General features: G+C 54.9%; 18 protein-coding genes and 1 pseudogene. 11 read left to right on the top strand and 8 right to left on the bottom strand.

All coding sequences use genetic code 11. The annotated features are described in order from the left end of the window. Window positions 1-80: 80 nt before the first annotated feature. The 6 genes and pseudogenes from AC6I8T_RS00130 to rpmH form a co-directional block, all read right to left on the bottom strand. Window positions 81-671, bottom strand: a complete 591-nt coding sequence (locus AC6I8T_RS00130) for a malonic semialdehyde reductase (protein ID WP_021183644.1) — start codon at window positions 669-671, stop codon at window positions 81-83. Window positions 672-900: 229 nt separating this feature from the next. Next, complete coding sequence (gene mnmE / locus AC6I8T_RS00135; RefSeq protein WP_208724463.1) at window positions 901-2,265, bottom strand: tRNA uridine-5-carboxymethylaminomethyl(34) synthesis GTPase MnmE; 1,365 nt, start codon at window positions 2,263-2,265, stop codon at window positions 901-903. An 81-nt stretch (window positions 2,266-2,346) separates the two neighbouring features. Beyond that, a complete protein-coding gene (gene yidC, locus AC6I8T_RS00140) occupies window positions 2,347-3,993 on the bottom strand; it encodes a membrane protein insertase YidC (RefSeq protein WP_013511118.1) in 1,647 nt (548 codons plus the stop codon). A 2-nt stretch (window positions 3,994-3,995) separates the two neighbouring features. Next, window positions 3,996-4,254: pseudogene (gene yidD, locus AC6I8T_RS00145) on the bottom strand (membrane protein insertion efficiency factor YidD). After that, window positions 4,218-4,577 carry a ribonuclease P protein component gene (rnpA, locus tag AC6I8T_RS00150; protein ID WP_036625704.1) on the bottom strand — a complete coding sequence of 120 codons (360 nt, stop codon included), beginning with the start codon at window positions 4,575-4,577 and terminating at the stop codon, window positions 4,218-4,220. The pseudogene yidD and the gene rnpA overlap by 37 nt, the downstream one beginning before the upstream one ends. Window positions 4,578-4,592: 15 nt before the next feature. Next, window positions 4,593-4,733, bottom strand: a complete 141-nt coding sequence (rpmH, locus tag AC6I8T_RS00155; RefSeq protein WP_003849659.1) for a 50S ribosomal protein L34 — start codon at window positions 4,731-4,733, stop codon at window positions 4,593-4,595. Window positions 4,734-5,335: 602 nt separating this feature from the next. Between rpmH and dnaA the strand changes: the two genes are divergently transcribed. The 10 genes from dnaA to AC6I8T_RS00205 all read left to right on the top strand — a co-directional run bounded on the left by dnaA (window position 5,336) and on the right by AC6I8T_RS00205 (window position 17,929). Then, window positions 5,336-6,736 carry a chromosomal replication initiator protein DnaA gene (gene dnaA / locus AC6I8T_RS00160; RefSeq protein WP_021183650.1) on the top strand — a complete coding sequence of 467 codons (1,401 nt, stop codon included), beginning with the start codon at window positions 5,336-5,338 and terminating at the stop codon, window positions 6,734-6,736. 4 nt (window positions 6,737-6,740) lie between these two features. Then, complete coding sequence (dnaN, locus tag AC6I8T_RS00165; RefSeq protein ID WP_013507201.1) at window positions 6,741-7,841, top strand: DNA polymerase III subunit beta; 1,101 nt, start codon at window positions 6,741-6,743, stop codon at window positions 7,839-7,841. An 87-nt stretch (window positions 7,842-7,928) separates the two neighbouring features. Next, entirely contained in the window at window positions 7,929-9,014 is a 1,086-nt protein-coding gene (recF, locus tag AC6I8T_RS00170) for a DNA replication/repair protein RecF (RefSeq protein WP_497833408.1), read from the top strand. Between the two features lie 17 nt (window positions 9,015-9,031). Then, window positions 9,032-11,440, top strand: a complete 2,409-nt coding sequence (gene gyrB, locus AC6I8T_RS00175; RefSeq protein ID WP_208724464.1) for a DNA topoisomerase (ATP-hydrolyzing) subunit B — start codon at window positions 9,032-9,034, stop codon at window positions 11,438-11,440. A 187-nt stretch (window positions 11,441-11,627) separates the two neighbouring features. Then, window positions 11,628-12,827 (top strand): ribokinase, encoded by a 1,200-nt coding sequence (rbsK, locus tag AC6I8T_RS00180; RefSeq protein WP_208724465.1) that lies wholly within the window; start codon window positions 11,628-11,630, stop codon window positions 12,825-12,827. Between the two features lie 36 nt (window positions 12,828-12,863). After that, window positions 12,864-13,790: a dihydrodipicolinate synthase family protein gene (locus tag AC6I8T_RS00185; protein ID WP_208724466.1), complete on the top strand. Its 927-nt coding sequence runs from the start codon at window positions 12,864-12,866 to the stop codon at window positions 13,788-13,790. An 80-nt stretch (window positions 13,791-13,870) separates the two neighbouring features. After that, entirely contained in the window at window positions 13,871-14,365 is a 495-nt protein-coding gene (locus tag AC6I8T_RS00190) for a NanQ anomerase/TabA/YiaL family protein (protein WP_021183655.1), read from the top strand. Beyond that, complete coding sequence (locus AC6I8T_RS00195) at window positions 14,362-15,651, top strand: MFS transporter (RefSeq protein ID WP_021183656.1); 1,290 nt, start codon at window positions 14,362-14,364, stop codon at window positions 15,649-15,651. The genes AC6I8T_RS00190 and AC6I8T_RS00195 overlap by 4 nt, the downstream gene beginning before the upstream one ends. Window positions 15,652-15,741: 90 nt before the next feature. After that, window positions 15,742-16,551 (top strand): sugar-phosphatase, encoded by an 810-nt coding sequence (gene yidA, locus AC6I8T_RS00200; RefSeq protein ID WP_208724467.1) that lies wholly within the window; start codon window positions 15,742-15,744, stop codon window positions 16,549-16,551. Window positions 16,552-16,666: 115 nt separating this feature from the next. Then, entirely contained in the window at window positions 16,667-17,929 is a 1,263-nt protein-coding gene (locus tag AC6I8T_RS00205) for a YidR family protein (protein ID WP_497833409.1), read from the top strand. Here the strand turns inward: AC6I8T_RS00205 and AC6I8T_RS00210 are convergent. Further along, entirely contained in the window at window positions 17,907-18,266 is a 360-nt protein-coding gene (locus AC6I8T_RS00210) for a YceK/YidQ family lipoprotein (RefSeq protein WP_036625886.1), read from the bottom strand. The genes AC6I8T_RS00205 and AC6I8T_RS00210 overlap by 23 nt on opposite strands. 288 nt (window positions 18,267-18,554) lie before the next feature. On the opposite strand from AC6I8T_RS00210, the gene ibpA reads away from it, so the two are divergent. Beyond that, window positions 18,555-18,971 carry a small heat shock chaperone IbpA gene (ibpA, locus tag AC6I8T_RS00215; RefSeq protein ID WP_013507211.1) on the top strand — a complete coding sequence of 139 codons (417 nt, stop codon included), beginning with the start codon at window positions 18,555-18,557 and terminating at the stop codon, window positions 18,969-18,971. Between the two features lie 82 nt (window positions 18,972-19,053). On the opposite strand, the gene AC6I8T_RS00220 is transcribed toward ibpA, so the two are convergent. Then, complete coding sequence (locus AC6I8T_RS00220) at window positions 19,054-19,743, bottom strand: DUF1120 domain-containing protein (RefSeq protein WP_208724469.1); 690 nt, start codon at window positions 19,741-19,743, stop codon at window positions 19,054-19,056. Window positions 19,744-19,905 lie beyond the last annotated feature (162 nt).

Consider the following 19,905-nt stretch of genomic DNA (forward strand, 5'->3'; position numbering starts at 1 on the left):
ATCGCGCTAATCAGGCCGCCTCTGCAATTCTGAAAAACAGCGCGAAAAATCGCGCTGTTACGCATTCATTCAAGCGTTGTTCAGGCAAACTTGCACACGTCATCGAAGCCGAGGCGTGGCAGACGCGCATGCAGCTTGCTGGCCTCGCCATAGCCGAGGTTGATCAGCAAATTAACCTGCCATTTGCTGTCGCTGAAGAAGGCGGCGTTGACTTTGGCTGGATCAAAACCGGACATTGGGCCAGCGTCCAGACCGAGCGAGCGCGCGGCCATGATCAGGTAACCTGCTTGCAGGCTGCTATTACGAAACGCTGTCTCTTTGACCAATTCCGGGTTGCTGGTGAACCAGCTACGCGCATCACCGTGCGGAAACAGTTTCGGCAGATTTTCATAGAACTCGGGATCTGAGGCGACAATCACCGTAGCCGGTGCCTTCATGGTTTTTTCCAGGTTACCGGAGGAGAGTGCTGGCTTTAACTTCTCTTTCCCTTCCTGGGAAGTAACAAATACAAAGCGACCCGGTGAACAGTTAGCAGAAGTCGGACCCAGCGCCGTCAACTGATAGAGCTGTTTAAGCAGTTCTTCTGAAATGGGTTTTTCCTGCCAGTAGCTGTGGGTGCGAGCCTCATTGAATAGGGTATTCAGAGCGAGGCTGTCGAGCGGTGTACTCATGTTTCTCTCCTTTTCAGGCATCAAATTGAGCCCAATGTTTAGCATGAATAGAGGAATGGCCTGGATCAGTCGGTGCACTTTGGGCGGTGATTAAGGTAGTCAGCAGGGCGGTCCGGCTGGTGAAGATCTTCACCGTTATACTGCAAATAGAGAGGGTTACCAAATAACATTGCAGTAAATATCCCTGGTTAGCCGCGATGCTAACCAGGGGGAATGAATGTTAAAACAACTATTTCCCAATACAAAAACTGGAGAAAATCCGCCCCAGCAAGTCATCAGAGGTGAACTCACCGGTAATTTCGCTCAACGCCTGTTGTGCCAGACGCAGCTCCTCGGCCAGCAGCTCGCCCGCCCAGGCTCCCAGCAGCTGATCTTTGCCTTGTTGCAAATGGGTTGCCGCCAGTTCCAGCGCCTGCAAATGGCGACGGCGAGCAAGGAAGCCACCTTCCATATTGCCGCTGAAGCCCATGGTTTGTTTCAGGTGATCACGCAGGGTATCCACACCTTCGCCGGTGCGGGCGGAGAGGCGAATAAGTGAGTGACCATTTACTTCAGACAGACCAAGGGACTCGCCTGTCATATCGGCTTTGTTTCGTACCACGGTGATCGGCAGTTCGGCTGGCAAACGCGAAACAAAATCGGGCCAGATGGCCGCCGCTTCCGTGGCATCAGTGGTGGTGCCATCCACCATAAACAACACACGGTCAGCCTGCTCAATCTCCTGCCAGGCACGCTCAATACCGATGCGTTCTACTTCGTCGCTGGCATCGCGTAAACCGGCGGTATCGATGATATGCAATGGCATTCCGTCGATATGAATGTGTTCGCGCAGTACATCACGCGTCGTTCCGGCAATATCGGTGACAATTGCGGCTTCTCGACCAGCTAATGCATTGAGAAGACTGGATTTTCCGGCGTTTGGACGTCCGGCGATCACCACTTTCATCCCCTCGCGCAGCAGGCTACCCTGGCGTGCTTCAGCACGCACGCCATTCAGGTCACCGATCACCGCATTCAGCTGAGCTTCAATTTTCCCGTCTGAGAGGAAGTCGATCTCTTCATCAGGAAAGTCGATAGCGGCTTCCACATAGATGCGCAGGTAAGTAAGTGCTTCCACAAGCGCGTTAATGCGGATGGAGAATGCCCCCTGCAACGAGTTCACCGCCGAACGTGCCGCTTGCTCTGAGCTGGCATCAATCAGGTCAGCAATGGCTTCTGCCTGAGCCAGGTCGAGCTTGTCATTCAGGAAGGCGCGTTCAGAAAACTCACCTGGTTGTGCGATGCGTACGCCGGGCAGCGCCACAATACGCTTCAGCAGCAGGTCGAGGATCACCGGGCCACCGTGGCCCTGCAACTCCAGCACATCTTCACCGGTGAAGGAGTTTGGTCCGGGGAACCACAGCGCAATGCCCTGATCCAGCACGCTGCCATCGCTATCGGTAAACGGCAGATAGTCGGCATAGCGCGGTTTCGGCAGTTTGCCCAGCACGGCTTGCGCGATGTCAGCGGCTTTGGCACCGGAGATACGCAGGATGCCGACGCCACCACGTCCGGGGGGCGTCGCCTGGGCGACGATGGTATCGCTGTGGCTCATAAATCACCTTTTTTTGCAAAAAAACAGGGCGGCATAAATGCCGCCCCTTGAGTATACGTCGTGGCTCGTGGGAGCTGGACGTTACGCTTTCTTCTTGTCGCGGCTATGCAGACCACGTTTTTCCAGGCCGCGATAAATCAGCTGCTGCTGGAGAATGGTAACCAGGTTGCTGACGATGTAGTACAGCACCAGACCTGACGGGAACCACAGGAAGAAGACGGTAAAGATAACCGGCATGTAAGTCATGATCTTCTGCTGCATCGGATCGGTCACGGTAGTCGGTGACATCTTCTGAATGAAGAACATGGTGATACCCATGATAACCGGCAGGATGTAGTACGGGTCCTGCGCAGACAAGTCATGAATCCACAGAATAAACGGCGCATGACGCAGTTCAACCGAGCCTGACAGCATGTAGTACAGGGCAAGGAAGATTGGCATCTGAATCACCAGCGGCAGACAGCCACCGAGCGGGTTGACCTTCTCCGCTTTGTACAGCGCCATCATCTCCTGGCTCATCTTCTGCTTATCGTCGCCCAGACGCTCACGCATCGCCTGAATCTTCGGCTGTAGCATGCGCATCTTCGCCATCGAGGTGTACTGCGCTTTGGTCAGCGGGTACATGATGCCACGAACGATGAAGGTGATAACGATGATGGAGAAGCCCCAGTTACCGATGAAGCTGTGGATAAATTTCAGCAGCTTAAACAGCGGCTGAGAGATGAACCACAACCAGCCGTAATCTACGGTCAGATCCAGGTGAGGCGCAATGGCCGCCATTTTGTCCTGAATCTCCGGGCCAACCCACAGGGTCGCGCCAAGATTCTGCTGTGCGCCAGGGGCGATAGTTACCGGTGCAGATTTATAACCGATGGCTGCCACGCCGTTACCCAGGTTGCTGGTGTACAGGGTGTTGGTGCCTTCAGTACGTGGAACCCACGCGGTAGCAAAGTATTGCTGCAACATCGCCACCCAGCCGTTGCTGGTGGTGGTGTTCAGGTTCTCGTTATCATTGATGGTATCGAATTTATATTTTTCGTATTTCGCATCGCTGGTCGAGTACGCTGCGCCACGGAAGGTGTGCAGAGCAAAGTTGTTGCTGCCGGTATCGCGGTGTTTCGGGACTTCAATAGTCTGCTTCAGCTGGCCAAACATCGCGACTTCCAGCGGCTGCTGGCTGGCGTTATTGATGTTGTAGTCAACATTTACAGCGAATTCGCCGCGTTTGAACACGAAGGTTTTGGTGTAGACCACACCGTTTTCGCCGGTCCAGGTGAGCGGTACGCGCAGCTCAGTCTGACCTTCCGCCATCTCAAAGTGGTCCTGAGTGGTGGTGAAAAGCGGACGCGCGCCATTGTTCGGGTTATCCGGACCGTTGCGACCAGTTAAGCCGCTCTGCGCCTGATAGATGAACGCCGGGGTAGTTTCAAGCAGCTGGAACGGTGCATCCGAACCCAGTTTATCCGGGTACGTCAGCAGTGAGGCTTGCTCGATATCGCCGCCACGGGTGTTGATGTTTAAAGACAGGACATCAGTCTTAACGGTGATCGTTTTGCCCTGGCCGCTGCCGGGAACGCCGGAAGTGGCGGCATCACCCGCTGTGCTGTTAGTGGTCTGCGTGGTCTGGGTTTGCTGCGGCTGCGGAGCATGGTCCGTCTGCCAGGCTTGCCAGATCATAAAAGACACGAACAGAAAAGCGATGAGAAAGAGATTGCGTTGCGAATCCATCGTTAATGTTCTCTGGTTTCAAAGTTTTTTTGGCGGCACAGGATCGTCGCCACCCGGGTTCAAAGGGTGGCATTTTAATACGCGTTTAATCGTCAACCAACTGCCTTTTATTACGCCAAAGCGACGTAAGGCCTCAATTCCATACTGCGAACAGGAGGGATGGAACCGGCAATGAGGTCCCAGCAGTGGGCTGATGGCGCGTTGATACACGCGTATCAGGCCGATCAGGAGCCGCGAGCCAGGCGACAGTGACGACGCCATAATTTCTCCAACGCTTCCGCCAGCGCACGGTTATCCAGGTCAGCAACCCCTTTTTTAGCCACGACCACAAAATCCATCGCGGGCAGTTCATGTTGGCGCAGACGAAAGCTTTCGCGGGTCAATCGCTTGATCCGGTTGCGTTCATGGGCGCGTTTAACATGTTTTTTGGCGACGGTGAGACCGATGCGGGGATGCCCCAGCGAGTTAAGGCGGCCGAGGATGGTGATTTGCGGCGTGCCAGCCCTTTGTGGCTGCTGGAAGACGAAAGTGAAATGAGTGGGAGTTAACAAACGTAACTCCCTGGGAAATGCGAGCTTAACCACGAGGGTTAGCTTTTATTACTTAGAAACGGTCAGACGAGAACGGCCTTTAGCACGACGACGTGCCAGAACCTGACGACCATTTTTAGTAGCCATACGTGCACGGAAGCCGTGAGAACGGTTGCGCTTCAGTACGGACGGTTGAAAAGTGCGTTTCATGGCGATTTCTACCTAAACTTGAAAATTTTCACTGGGTGACGCGTTTTCGGGCCAGTAAATCGACCGACGCCTCAATGTGTCTTTAATAAAGAGGCGGGATTGTAATAATTGTACAGTCCAGAGTCAATTTACTTCGCTGGTCGCGGTACCAGGAAAACCCGGATACAGCCCGCTGATTCCGGGCATTGGGCTGAACGCGACAACGCCGGGGTGGAGAATTATACGGGCTATACGTTAAAGCGCAAGGATCGAGCAGGATCTTCTTGCGATCGATCGGCGGATTTTTTTTGCGGAAAACGAGACACGGCCAGAAAATTTACAGCTTTCATCCTGATCCCCGCTCGCTTTTTCGCCAGAAGGCGTAAACTCTTTAGCGCTTCCGCACCCTGTGGATAAATTGGATCAAAACTGTGTAGAAAGGGGAGATCTCTGTGCCGCTTTGCGCTATGATCCGCCCTTCCGCTGACGATCCACTCTGAGATCGCAGGGAGGCTACCGCGGATAGCGGTCGCAGGCGCTTTCTGATCGCCTGTGTCAAAAAACGAACGTTTCTTTTATTAGCGCCTAAAATTCTTATCGATTTTGTACGAGTGGAGTCCGCCGTGTCACTTACGCTTTGGCAACAGTGTCTTGCCCGTTTGCAGGATGAGCTTCCTGCCACCGAATTCAGCATGTGGATTCGTCCGCTGCAAGCTGAATTGAACGACAATACGCTGGCCTTATATGCACCAAATCGGTTTGTACTCGACTGGGTTCGGGATAAATATCTCAACAGTATCAATGGGCTGCTGAATGAATTCTGCGGTGCGGATGTGCCGTTGCTGCGTTTTGAGGTGGGCACGCGCCCGGTGGCGCAAGTTGCGGCCAGCCAGCCTGCGATGGCCAGCGTTAGCGCGCCGGCTCCGGCGCAAAGCCGTCCGGCTCCGGCGCAAACGCTGCGCCCAAGCTGGGACTCTGTCCCCGCGCCAGCGGATGTAACTTACCGCTCCAATGTGAATAACCGCCATAACTTTGACAACTTCGTTGAAGGTAAATCTAACCAACTGGCGCGCGCGGCGGCACGTCAGGTGGCGGATAATCCGGGTGGTGCTTATAACCCGCTGTTCCTTTATGGCGGCACGGGTCTGGGCAAAACTCACCTGTTACATGCGGTCGGCAACGGCATCATGGCGCGCAAGCCCAATGCCAAAGTGGTGTACATGCACTCCGAACGTTTTGTGCAGGACATGGTGAAAGCGCTACAAAACAACGCCATTGAAGAGTTCAAACGTTACTATCGCTCCGTCGATGCATTGTTAATCGATGACATCCAGTTCTTTGCCAATAAAGAGCGATCGCAGGAGGAGTTTTTCCACACCTTCAATGCGCTGCTGGAAGGCAATCAACAGATCATCCTGACCTCGGATCGTTACCCCAAAGAGATCAACGGCGTGGAAGATCGTCTGAAGTCGCGCTTTGGCTGGGGATTGACCGTAGCGATTGAGCCGCCGGAGCTTGAGACGCGTGTTGCGATCCTGATGAAGAAAGCTGATGAAAACGACATTCGCCTGCCGGGTGAAGTGGCGTTCTTTATTGCCAAGCGTCTGCGTTCTAACGTCCGTGAGCTGGAAGGCGCACTGAATCGCGTTATTGCCAACGCCAACTTTACCGGCCGCGCCATTACCATCGATTTCGTGCGTGAAGCGCTGCGCGATCTGCTGGCGTTGCAGGAAAAGCTGGTCACCATCGACAACATTCAAAAGACGGTGGCGGAGTATTACAAAATTAAAGTGGCTGATCTGCTCTCCAAGCGCCGTTCGCGCTCGGTAGCACGTCCACGCCAGATGGCGATGGCGATGGCGAAAGAGCTGACCAACCATAGCCTGCCGGAAATTGGTGATGCGTTTGGTGGCCGCGACCATACCACCGTGCTTCACGCCTGCCGTAAAATCGAGCAGCTGCGTGAAGAGAGCCACGACATCAAAGAAGATTTCTCTAACCTCATTCGAACTTTATCTTCCTGACGCTATGAAATTTATTGTTGAACGTGAGCAGTTGCTGAAACCGCTGCAACAAGTCAGCGGCCCGCTTGGTGGGCGTCCTACGCTGCCGATCCTCGGAAATTTGCTGCTGCAGGTTAATGAAGGCACCCTGCTGCTGACCGGCACCGATCTGGAAATGGAGATGGTGGCGCGCGTGGCGTTAACGCAGCCGCATGAACCTGGTGCGACTACGGTTCCGGCGCGTAAATTCCTCGACATTTGTCGCGGTCTGCCGGATGGCGCAGAGATCACCCTGACGCTGGAAGGCGACAGAATGCTGGTACGCTCTGGCCGCAGCCGTTTTTCACTCTCCACGCTGCCCGCCAGTGATTTTCCCAATCTGGATGACTGGCAAAGCGAGGTGGAATTCACCCTGCCGCAGGCCACGCTGAAGCGTCTGATTGAAGCTACGCAGTTTTCGATGGCGCATCAGGACGTGCGTTACTACCTCAACGGCATGCTGTTTGAAACCGAAGGGGAAGAGTTGCGCACCGTCGCAACCGATGGTCACCGTCTGGCGGTCTGCTCGATGCCTATCGGTCAGGCGTTACCTAACCATTCGGTGATCGTGCCGCGTAAAGGGGTGATTGAGCTGGTACGTCTGCTTGACGGCGGCGAAACCCCGTTACAGGTACAAATCGGCAGCAGCAACATCCGCGCCCACGTCGGCGATTTTATTTTTACATCGAAGCTGGTTGATGGTCGTTTCCCGGATTATCGCCGCGTATTGCCGAAAAATCCCGACAAAGCGCTGGAAGCCGGTTGCGATCTGCTGAAGCAGGCGTTTGCGCGTGCGGCGATTTTGTCGAATGAGAAATTCCGCGGTGTTCGCATCTATATCACCGAAAATCAGCTCAAAATTACCGCCAACAACCCGGAACAGGAAGAAGCGGAAGAGATGCTGGATGTCAGCTACAACGGCAGCGAGCTGGAGATTGGTTTCAACGTGAGTTACGTGCTGGATGTGCTGAACGCGCTGAAGTGCGAAAATGTGCGTTTGCTACTGACTGACTCCGTATCGAGTGTGCAAATCGAGGACGTTGCCAGTCCGGCAGCCGCCTACGTTGTCATGCCAATGCGGTTGTAGAAAATATCGGCCTGGCAAATAAGCCAGGCCTGATTTGTTGAAGTTTGGTAAACACCCTCTTCTTGTCCTCCAAAGCTGGATTGATTGATGGCTTTAACCCGCCTCCTGATTAAAGATTTTCGTAACATCGAACAGGCCGATCTGACATTAGCGCCGGGGTTTAACTTCCTTGTGGGTGCCAACGGCAGCGGCAAAACCAGCGTACTGGAGGCGATATACACCCTGGGGCATGGCCGTGCCTTTCGCAGTTTGCAGGCCGGACGGGTCATTCGTCATGATCAACAAGCCTTCGTGCTGCATGGTCGCATCGAAGGTGGCGAGCGCGAGTTGGCGGTCGGGCTGACCAAAAATCGCGCCGGTGAAAGCAAGGTACGTATCGACGGTAGCGACGGTCATAAAGTCGCCGAACTGGCGCAGTTGTTGCCGATGCAGTTAATCACCCCCGAGGGGTTTACTTTACTCAACGGCGGCCCCAAATACCGTAGAGCCTATATCGACTGGGGCTGTTTTCATGCCGCCCCCGGTTTTTTCAACGCCTGGAGCAACCTGCGTCGTTTGCTGAAGCAACGCAATGCCGCACTGCGCCAGGTGACGCGTTACAGTCAGATTCGTCCGTGGGATCAGGAACTGGTGCCGCTGGCCGAACAAATCAGCGCCTGGCGTGCGGAATACAGCGAAGCCATTTGCAGCGAAATCACCGCGACTTGTGCCCAGTTCTTGCCTGAGTTTGAGCTGGCATTCTCCTTCCAGCGCGGCTGGGACAAGGAGAGCGACTACGGCGAACTGCTGGAACGTAATTTCGAGCGCGATCGCGCGCTAACCTACACCGCCAGCGGCCCGCACAAAGCGGATTTCCGCATTCGTGCCGAGGGTACGCCGGTGGAAGATTTACTCTCACGCGGCCAGTTAAAACTGCTGATGTGCGCGCTGCGCCTGGCGCAGGGGGAATATCTCACGCGCAGCAGTGGACGCCGTTGCCTCTACCTGATTGATGACTTTGCTTCAGAGCTGGATGACGTGCGTCGCCGCCTGTTAGCGGAGCGATTGAAAACCACGCAGGCGCAGGTGTTTGTCAGTGCCATTGGTGTCGAGCATGTAATCGACATGAGTGACGAAAAGGGCAAGATGTTCCGCGTGGAACAGGGTAAAATAGCAGTTCAACCTGAAGATTAAATGAGCGAGAAACGTTGATGTCGAATTCTTATGACTCCTCAAGTATCAAAGTTCTGAAAGGGCTTGATGCGGTACGCAAACGCCCTGGCATGTATATCGGCGATACGGATGACGGCACCGGTCTGCATCACATGGTATTCGAGGTCGTGGATAACGCCATCGACGAAGCGCTCGCCGGTTACTGTAGTGACATCGTGGTCACCATTCATGCCGATAATTCCGTATCGGTACAGGATGATGGTCGTGGCATCCCGACGGGTATCCACCCGGAAGAGGGCGTGTCGGCGGCCGAAGTGATCATGACGGTCCTGCACGCGGGCGGTAAGTTCGACGACAACTCGTATAAAGTATCCGGTGGTCTGCACGGCGTGGGTGTTTCCGTGGTTAACGCCCTGTCGCAGAAACTGGAACTGACCATTCGTCGTGATGGCAAAGTGCATCAGCAAACCTACGTCCACGGCGTGCCGCAGGCCCCGCTGGCGGTGGTGGGTGATACCGATGCTACCGGTACGCGCGTGCGTTTCTGGCCGAGCCATGAAACCTTCACCAACGTGACTGAATTTGAGTACGACATCCTGGCAAAACGCCTGCGTGAACTGTCGTTCCTCAACTCCGGTGTGTCAATTCGCCTTGAAGATAAGCGCGATGACAAGAAGGATCATTATCACTACGAAGGGGGGATTAAGGCGTTTGTTGAGTATCTCAACCGCAACAAAAACCCGATTCACCCGAACGTGTTCTACTTCTCTACCGAGAAGGACGGCATTGGTGTGGAAGTGGCATTGCAGTGGAACGATGGTTTCCAGGAAAACATCTACTGCTTCACGAACAACATTCCACAGCGCGATGGCGGTACGCACCTTGCGGGCTTCCGTGCGGCGATGACGCGTACCCTGAATGCCTACATGGACAAAGAAGGCTACAGCAAAAAAGCCAAAGTCAGCGCCACCGGTGATGACGCGCGTGAAGGTCTGATCGCCGTGGTATCGGTAAAAGTACCGGACCCGAAATTCTCCTCGCAGACCAAAGACAAGCTGGTTTCCTCAGAAGTGAAATCGGCGGTTGAACAGCAGATGAACGAACTGCTGGCGGAGTATTTGCTGGAAAATCCATCTGACGCGAAAATCGTCGTTGGCAAAATTATCGATGCGGCGCGTGCGCGTGAAGCGGCACGTCGTGCTCGTGAGATGACGCGTCGTAAAGGCGCGCTGGACCTCGCAGGTCTGCCGGGCAAACTGGCGGATTGCCAGGAGCGCGACCCGGCGCTGTCCGAAATCTACCTGGTGGAGGGTGACTCCGCAGGCGGTTCGGCCAAGCAGGGACGTAACCGTAAGAACCAGGCGATTCTGCCGCTGAAAGGTAAAATCCTCAACGTAGAGAAAGCGCGTTTCGACAAGATGCTTTCTTCGCAGGAAGTGGCGACGCTGATCACCGCGTTGGGTTGCGGCATTGGCCGTGACGAATACAACCCGGACAAACTGCGTTATCACAGCATCATTATCATGACCGATGCCGACGTCGATGGTTCGCACATCCGTACGCTGCTGTTGACCTTCTTCTATCGTCAGATGCCGGAAATCGTGGAACGTGGTCACGTCTACATCGCGCAGCCGCCGTTGTACAAAGTGAAGAAAGGCAAGCAGGAGCAGTACATCAAAGACGACGAAGCGATGGATCAATATCAAATCGCGATCGCCCTTGATGGCGCAACCCTGCACACCAACGCTAGCGCCCCGGCACTGGGAGGCGAACCGCTGGAAAATCTGGTGGCGAGCTTCAACAGCACCCAGCGCATGATCAAACGTATGGAGCGCCGCTATCCGCTCGCGCTGCTGCGTGGGCTGATTTACCATCCGACCCTGAGCGACCTCAGCGATGAAGCCGCGGTGAAAGGTTGGCTGGATGGTCTGGTGGCCTATCTGACCGAGCGCGAAGCGCATGGCAGCACCTACGTTGCTCAGGTGCGCGCTAACCGTGAGCAGCACCTGTTTGAGCCGGTACTGCGTGTACGTACTCACGGGGTGGATACCGATTATCCGCTGGACAGCGAATTTATCGCTGGTCCTGAATACCGCAAAATCTGCGACCTTGGTGAGCAGTTGCGCGGCCTGATTGAGGAAGATGCGTTTATTGAGCGTGGCGAACGTCGTCAGCCAGTAACCAGCTTCGAACAAGCGATTGACTGGCTGGTGAAAGAATCCCGCCGTGGCCTGTCAGTTCAGCGCTACAAAGGACTGGGCGAGATGAACCCGGAGCAGTTGTGGGAAACCACTATGGACCCGGACAGCCGCCGCATGTTGCGCGTCACCATCAAAGACGCCATCGCCGCCGACCAGTTGTTCACCACGCTGATGGGCGATGCGGTAGAACCGCGCCGCGCCTTCATCGAAGAGAACGCGCTGAAAGCCGCCAACATCGACATCTGATGTGCCAAAACCCTTCCCAATCGGGAAGGGTTTTTTGTTTGTTACCCGCCTGACATTTCCTTTTCTGCTTAAAAAACATCTGCGTTAGCTTTTGTTTGCTTCCGTTTTTTCCCGTGCGCTGCGATCCGTGTCACTTACATCTGTTGTCCACTCCCTTACGCTTTGGGCGAAGCGGAGGGGATGACGCATGTTTCTGGAAGAGCGACGTAATCAAATACTTAAATGGCTGGATGAACAGGATCGCGTAACGGTTAATGGGCTGGCAAGCCAGCTTGGCGTTACACGCGAAACTATTCGTACCGATCTCGGCGCACTGGCGCGTCAGGGATTGGTACAACGCTGCTATGGCGGGGCGATTGCCCTGCGCCGCAACCTCCAGGAAAAATTGATCAGCGAAAGTGGCGGTAATTTTGAAGTGTTGCTGGAGCGTTTGCAGGCGCGGCGTCCGAGCGCAACATCTGCGGTAAAAAACGGCAAAGTTTGCATTCTTGGTGCCTTTAATGTCGATATCGTGGCTAAAGTTGCACGTTTTCCTCGCGGCGGCGAATCGCTGCTGGCGCTCGGCAGCACCCTCGGTCCGGGCGGCAAAGGGGCCAACCAGGCGATGGCGGCCAGTTGTGCCGGTACGCGGGTACATTTTGTCGCCAAAGTTGGCACCGATCAGTTCAGCAAGTTTGCGTTTGACCATCTGTCGGCCTCAGGCATCCACTCGTTCCGTCTGTACCAGACGGATAGTGAGCCGACCGGAAGCGCCATCATTTACGTCTCGCAGGAGAATGGCGAGAACATGATCGCCATCTATTCCGGCGCGAACAAAACCTTCACCGACGACGAAATCGCCGAGATGACCCACGAGTTGTCGGATGCCAGCGTGCTGCTGCTGCAACTGGAAAACAACTTTGAGGCCACGCGCAGCGCGATTCGTCTCGCTCATACGCTCGGGGTGCGGGTGATTATGAACCCCGCACCGTTTTCCGCCGAGGTGTTGAGCTGTCTGGCGATGATTGACGTGCTAACCCCCAATGAAACCGAAGCCTCGTTGCTGTCTGGCATCGAAATCGTCGATTTAGCCAGCGCGCGCGCCGCCGCACAGGCCATCGTCGAACTGGGCGCGCGACGCGTCATCATCACTATGGGATCACGCGGTGCGTTACTGCTTGATAACCAACAATTTCATCATATTCCGGCCTTCCCGGCGCTGAGCGTCGATACCACCGGGGCGGGCGATGCCTTCAACGGTGCGCTGGCCGCCGCGCTGGCGCAGGGGCAAAGCCTGTTGCAGGCCGCCACCTGGGCATCGGCCTTTGCCGCGCTGGCGGTAGAGCGCGAAGGTGCCAGCAATATGCCGGATCGACAGCAGGTTATGGCCCGACTTCATCAACGATAACAAATCACAGCGGTGGAACCGCTGGCAGGAGAGAACATGAAAAAAATCGAAGGCATTGTGCCGGTTATGCTTACCCCCTTTACGGCAGACAACCAGGTTGATTATCCGGGGCTGGAGCGCCTGATTAACTGGTATCTGGCGGAAGGTGTCGATGCATTGTTCGCGGTATGTCAGTCGAGCGAAATGCAGTTCTTAAGCCTCGAAGAACGCGTGGCGCTGGCGAAATTTGTGGTGGAAAAAGTGCAGGGTCGCGTGCCGGTGATTGCGTCTGGTCATATCAGCGACGATCTGGCGCAACAAACCGCCGAGTTGCAGGCGATGGCGAACACCGGCATCGATGCGTTGGTGCTGGTGACTAACCATCTCGACCCGAAAAATGAGGGCAGCGCAACCTTCTACGCACACCTCAATCATTTGCTGGAGGCGCTGCCTGACACCATGCCGCTGGGCCTGTACGAATGTCCGGCTCCGTACCGTCGTCTGTTGAGCGATGAAGAGTTCAGCTTCTGCGCCAACAGCGGCCGTTTCGTGGTGCTGAAAGATGTGAGCTGCGATCTGCCGACGGTACAGCGTCGAGTGCAGTTGGCGGAAGGTACGCCGCTGGCGGTGATCAACGCCAACGCCGCCATCGCCTGGCCAGCCATGCAGGCCGGTTCCAAAGGTTTCAGCGGCGTCTTCACCAACTTCCATCCGGGACTGTATCACTGGCTGTACCACCAGGGCGCGCAGCAGGCGGAGAAAGCCCACGAGCTTTCGCTGTTCCTGTCGCTCAGCGCGGTGACGGAAACCCTCGGCTACCCGAAAAACGCCAAAATCTACCATCAACGCTTGGGCACCTTCGCCAGCGAGCATTGCCGCGTTAATAAAGACAACGTGCTGGAGAAATTCTGGGGACTGGGCGTATTGCTCGACCAGATCCGCGATGGCAGCCAGATTTGGCAGCAACGTATCGAAAACCTCTGAGAAAAATACGTAGCGGTGCGATTTATCGCGCCGCTACGGCTGTACCTGAACCCATTAATGATAACGACAGGGAAAACACCATGATTGTATGTGATAGCCAGGATTGGGCGCGTGAGCGCCATGCCTTCCACCCCATCGTCGACCAGGCGTTACGTTGGATAGCCGACACCGATTTCAGCCAACTGGCCACCGGCAAATATGACTTGCTGCCGGATAACCAGATGTTCTGCCTGGTGCAGGAAATGGACACCGAACCGGCCAGCGATCGCCGTGCCGAGTCGCATTTTAACTACGTTGATATTCAGTACCTGTTGGCCGGACGCGAGAACATTGGCGTGGCGCGGGCGCATCCGCAGCATGTCATCATTGAAGATCTGCGCGCTGAGCGTGACGTGGTGTTTTATCAGGACACAATTGATGAATCGATGATCACTCTGACGCCGGGCATGTTCGCGCTGTTTTTCCCGCATGACGTGCATCGTCCCTGCTGTGCCGCGCCTGATGCGCAGCCGATCCGTAAAGCGGTGATCAAAATTAACCTCAGCCTGTTTAACGCGGTGGGGGCAACACAATGAAAACCTCGGTGAATACCTTGTCCGGCGCCGCAGTGGCGCAGCCCACGCTTGTGGGCAAATTACGCTGGGGAATCATTACCATCCTGCTGCTGGCAGCGGTGGTGAACTACCTCGATCGTGCCAACCTGAGTATCGCCAACACCACTATCGCGGCAGAGTTTGGTTTCTCGCAGACCGAGATGGGCCTGCTGCTGTCGGCGTTTCTCTGGCCCTATGCGTTGGCAAACCTGCCGGCGGGTTGGCTGGTGGATAAGTTTGGTCCGAAGAGAATGTTCTCCTGGGCGCTGGGGTTATGGTCCAGCTTTACCGTGCTGGCGGCTTTCGTAAACAGCTACAGCTTCTTCTATGGCCTGCGTATGCTGCTGGGCGTCTCTGAGTCGCCATTCTTTACCTCCGGCATCAAAATCACCCATCGCTGGTTTGGTGATAATGAACGAGGCCTGCCGACGGCGATCATCAATACCGGTTCGCAAATCGCTAACGCCATTGCGCCACCGATTCTTACCGTGCTGCTGCTGACTTTTGGCTGGCGTGGGATGTTCGTTGCCATTGGTCTGATGGGGATTCCGCTGCTGCTGGCGTGGTGGAAATTCTATCGCGACCCGGATGCGCGTGAAGATGCGCTGCTGCACGCCGGACAGCGCAGCGTCGCTGCCCCGGAAGAACGCGCGCAAGCGAGCTGGGGCGCATTGTTCCGTCACAGCACCACCTGGTTTATGGTGATCGGTAACTTCTCCATCATGTTCACCATCTGGGTGTACCTCACCTGGCTGCCGGGCTATCTGGAAAAATCCCTCGGCTTCAGCCTGAAAGCTACCGGATGGATTGCCTCGATTCCGTTCCTGTGCGGCATTCTGGGTGTGCTGGTAGGTGGTATGCTGTCCGATCGCCTGGTGCGTAACGGCGTGCGTGCCATCACCGCGCGTAAAATCCCTATCGTCACCGGTGCAGCGCTGGCGGCTTGTTTTGTCGCGCCGATTCCTTTTGTCGATAGCACACCGCTGGCGATTGGTCTGCTGGCGCTCGGCTATTTCTGCTCGCAGATGCCGCAGGGGGCGCTCTGGACGTTGGCGAGTGACATCGCGCCAAAATCACAGGTTGCATCGCTGGGGGCGATCCAGAACTTCGGTGGCTTCCTGGGGGCAGCAATGGCCCCGATCGTCACCGGCATCATCCTTGATACTACCGGCAAGTTCACCAACGTGTTCCTGTTGGGCGCGGGATTGCTGATGATTGGTGCGCTGAGCTACGGCCTGTTTGTGCGCAAGCCACTCCAGGCGAAATGATACGCAGGGTGCCGTCTGGCGTCGATAAACTGGTCAATGTGAGCTGAATCGCGCTAGCATGGATGCAAACTCTGAATTAACGAGGATGTTATGGCGATAAAACTGATTGCGATCGATATGGACGGCACCTTGCTTAACCCGTACCACCAGATCACCCCGGCAGTAAAATCCGCGATTGCCCGTGCACGCGATAAAGGTGTTGCCATTGTGCTGGCCACAGGTCGCCCCTTTGTCGGTGTCGAGCGCTACCTGCAAGAACTGGATTTACAGCAACCGGGTCAATATTGCATCAGCAACAATGGCGCGTTGGTCCAACGCGCCGATACCGGCGCAAGCGTAGCGGAAGTGACGCTGAGTTTTGCTGATTTTCTCTACGTCGAGCAACTGGCGCGCGAACTTGGCGTCCATTTCCATGCGTTTGACCACTCCTCGTTGTATACGCCGAACAAAGATATCAGTGAGTACACCATCCACGAAGCCAGCCTGACCGGCATCCCGGTGCGTTATCGTGCCGTGGAAGAGATGGACCCGGCGACGCGCTTCCCGAAACTGATGATGATCGACAAACCTGCGTTGTTGGATAAGGCGGTGGCTGCGCTGCCGGCCCGCGCCCGCGACAGCTACACTATTTTGAAGAGCGCACCTTACTATCTCGAAATCCTCGATCCGCGCGTCAATAAAGGTTATGGCGTGAAAATGCTGGCGGAAAAACTCGGCCTGCAAGCCGCAGAAGTTATGACGATTGGCGATCAGGAAAACGACCTGGCGATGATTGAGTATGCCGGAACCGGGGTGGCAATGGGCAATGCGATTGACTCGGTAAAAAGTATTGCGCAGTTCATCACCAAAACCAACGCGGAAGATGGCGTGGCGTACGCTATCGAAGAGTTGGTGCTGTAATTCTCCTTTGATCTATGCAAATCCTGTAGCGGCGCGATTTATTGCGCGGTTTTTTCCTGCATTGCGCACGAAATTGCGCGATAAATCGCGCCGCTACGGGATCTAAGGCTACCCCATGTCAGAAAAACAACTCACCTTTGCAGAACGTCATCATCAACTAACCAATATCAATGTCTGGACCGCCGACAGCCAATGGCTGGCGTTTGATGTCCGTCCTTCCGGTGCTTCCTTTACCAGCCTGACCATTGAACGCGTCAATGTGGCAAGCGGTGCAGTTGAGGTGTTGTACCAGGCACGCGACGGCGCGCACGTTGGCGTGGTGACCGTCAGCCCGGATCTCCCGCCACGCTATGTCTGTATCCACGGCCCGGAACATCCCGATGCACACTGGCATTACGATTTCCACCATCGGCGTGGCGTGATTGTGCAGCAGGGGATCGCGGAGAATCTTGATGCCTGCGATATCACCGCTCCCTTTACGCCTGGCGCATTGCGCGGTGGTTCGCATGTTCATGTCTTCAGCCCGGACGGTTCGCGTCTGAGTTTTACCTACAACGATCATGTGATGCATGAAAAAGATGTGGCCGAAGATCTGCGTAACGTCGGTGTTGCTGTGCCGCTGCATCCGGTATGCCCGTCAAAACATCATCCGCGTGAATATGAGGGAAGCCATTATTGTGTGCTGGTCAGCCAGACGCAACGTGATCCCCTGCCGGGCAGTGATCAAATCGATCGTGCCTACGAGGAGTGCTGGATAGGCGATCGCGGCTATCAAAAGCCGGATGGCAGTTGGCAGCGTTGGGCCATCGCGTTTATTGGTGATACCCGCTCAGTGAGTGGCGAAAAAGTACCGGAAGTGTTTGTGGTCGATCTGCCAACTGCGCTGGCGGATTACGCGAAGTCAGGTGCTTCTCCCCTACAGGGGACGCCCGACACATTGCCAGCGCCGCCGTCCGGGGTACAGCAACGACGCGTTACCCATACGCAGGGGCTGGCGTTACAGCCACGCCACTGGTTACGTGCCGCACCGGATGGCAGCGCCATCGCTTTTCTCATGGCGGATAAAAACGGCGTGGTGCAGCTGTGGACGGTGTCGCCCAACGGGGGGATACCACGTCAGGTGACGCAGCTAGCCAGTAGCATCCAGTCAGCCTTTAGCTGGCATCCTTCCGGTAAGGCCATCAGTTTTGTCTGTGACAACAGCGTGATGCGCTGCGAGCTGGCGAGCGGCAAATGCACGCGATTGACGCAGCGCAGTGACCAGCCGCCGTCAGGTGATGCGGTGGTCTGGTCGCCGGATGGAGGAAAGATCGCCTATATGCGAGAAATCAACGGCTGGCGGCAGCTGTTCTGCGTCAGTGCGACTCCGCAGGCATAGAAGCGGCGGTTGCCAGACTGGCCTGAGTCCCGGCCAGTTTTTCGCTTTGCAGCACGCGCTCGCGTGGTGAATCGATCGATTTGTCATCGTCGTGGCGGAAGTAATCCCACGGCAGCAGAAGGGTGTCCATCACCGCAGAGAAAGGCAGATCGATAGCGAGTAATGGCTTCATTGCCCAACTGGTTTGGTCATCCGTCAGCATCTCCGCGCTGGCACGGGTACCGGGATAATAACCCTGGCTCGCGCCAGTGTGAGACATAAGACTGGAGCAACCGGAGGTCATACCTGCGCCACAGATCAACAGACCGGGCAGCAAAAAGCGTTTCATCATTTTCATCATCTTCTTTCATCCCTTCAGTCATGGCATGGCCCTGGCTGGAGTGTGTCACCTGATTAAGCATCACTCTGAGTTGATGTCTTTCTGTCCAGGCGAATAATGACCTGAGTGTATGCTATTTCATCAAAATTGCTGCAAGAAATTCCTCGTGAAACCTTGAAAGTGAAAAAATAGCGCCCACTTTTAAGGAACGGTCACGCTGCTTTCGCCGACAGGGAGAGCAACGGGCCGCACAACCTGTCCATGGTGGAAGGTTGCCAAAACTTGCTGATTTTCAGGAGTCCTAATATGCGTAATTTTGATCTCTCTCCGCTTTATCGTTCTGCAATTGGTTTCGATCGTCTGTTCAATCTGCTGGAATCAAATCAGAACCAGGCCAATGGTGGCTATCCTCCGTATAACGTTGAGCTGGTGGATGAAAACCACTACCGCATCACCATTGCCGTGGCGGGCTTTGCCCAGAGCGAGTTAGATATCACCTCTCATGACAACATGCTGGTTGTGCGCGGTGCGCATCCCGAGGAGCAGCAGGAACGTAAATACCTGTACCAGGGCATCGCCGAGCGTAACTTTGAGCGTAAATTCCAGCTGGCTGACCATATCGTGGTGCGCGATGCGCGTCTGGAGAATGGTTTGTTAAGCATCGATCTGGAACGCATCGTCCCCGAAGAGGCGAAACCGCGTCGGATTGAAATTCTGAAGTAATAGCGTTGCTATAAGGAGAAACGCCGCAAAGATGCGGCGTTTTTTGTTATTGCGCGATCAATCGCGTGTCTTAGAACCTCAATCAGAAATAGCGTACAAAGAACTGGGCAGTACCGGCGAACGGCACTTCCTGCGCGTTGGTGATTTCTGACTTCTTATTCAGCTGCGGAACTACGTCGAAAGTGAAGGTAAAATCGCTGGCTGAAGCGGGTTTATTGGTGGTGTCTAATACAGTCCACTCCTGAGGAATACCGATGCCCCAACCTTGACTAAACGGCATTACCGCGAAATTTGTTGCGTTATGAGCGCTGCCATTATCAACATAACCGAAGTTGGTGCTATTCTCGGCTCCGTCAAAAGATGACGTCTTACCGATTAAGGTAAAGTTACCCAATTTCTTGGTGGTAATAGGATCGAAACCAATACCAAAAATACGGGTTGCATCATCACCATTCTTACCGGCAGTGCCGATTCTTTTCCCTGCCAGTGCACTTGCGCTATTTGCGTCAGTTACCCAAAAGGCGATACTGGTCTTCGTCTCAGGTTCACATGTTACTTTCAGAGTAGCCGTCTTGGCATCAAGCACGGTCATGTCGTTGGCATTCAAAGTACTGTGCGGAATATCCCCCCAGTTTAAATCAGCACCGACAGACATCTCAGCATTACATGCCGGAGGTGTGATTTTACCCTGAACATTAATGGCGGTGTTTGCTGCCTGGGCAGTTCCCGCAGCCATCATTGCACCGAGAATTAAATATTTTGAATAACGCATAAAATTAAGTCCTTGTTAAATATTCTCTTGTGAGAAGGTATAGTCATAGATACAGCAAGCGTTCTGCTTTAGTGTTCCGGTATTTCACGTAGGTGAATTTTTCCGGATATGTTTGGCAGTCACATAACTGCCAAATATATTTGTATGGGTTTTTATTAGGCC

It is taken from the genome of Pantoea sp. X-Soil-OKNW-556, from assembly GCF_059730695.1.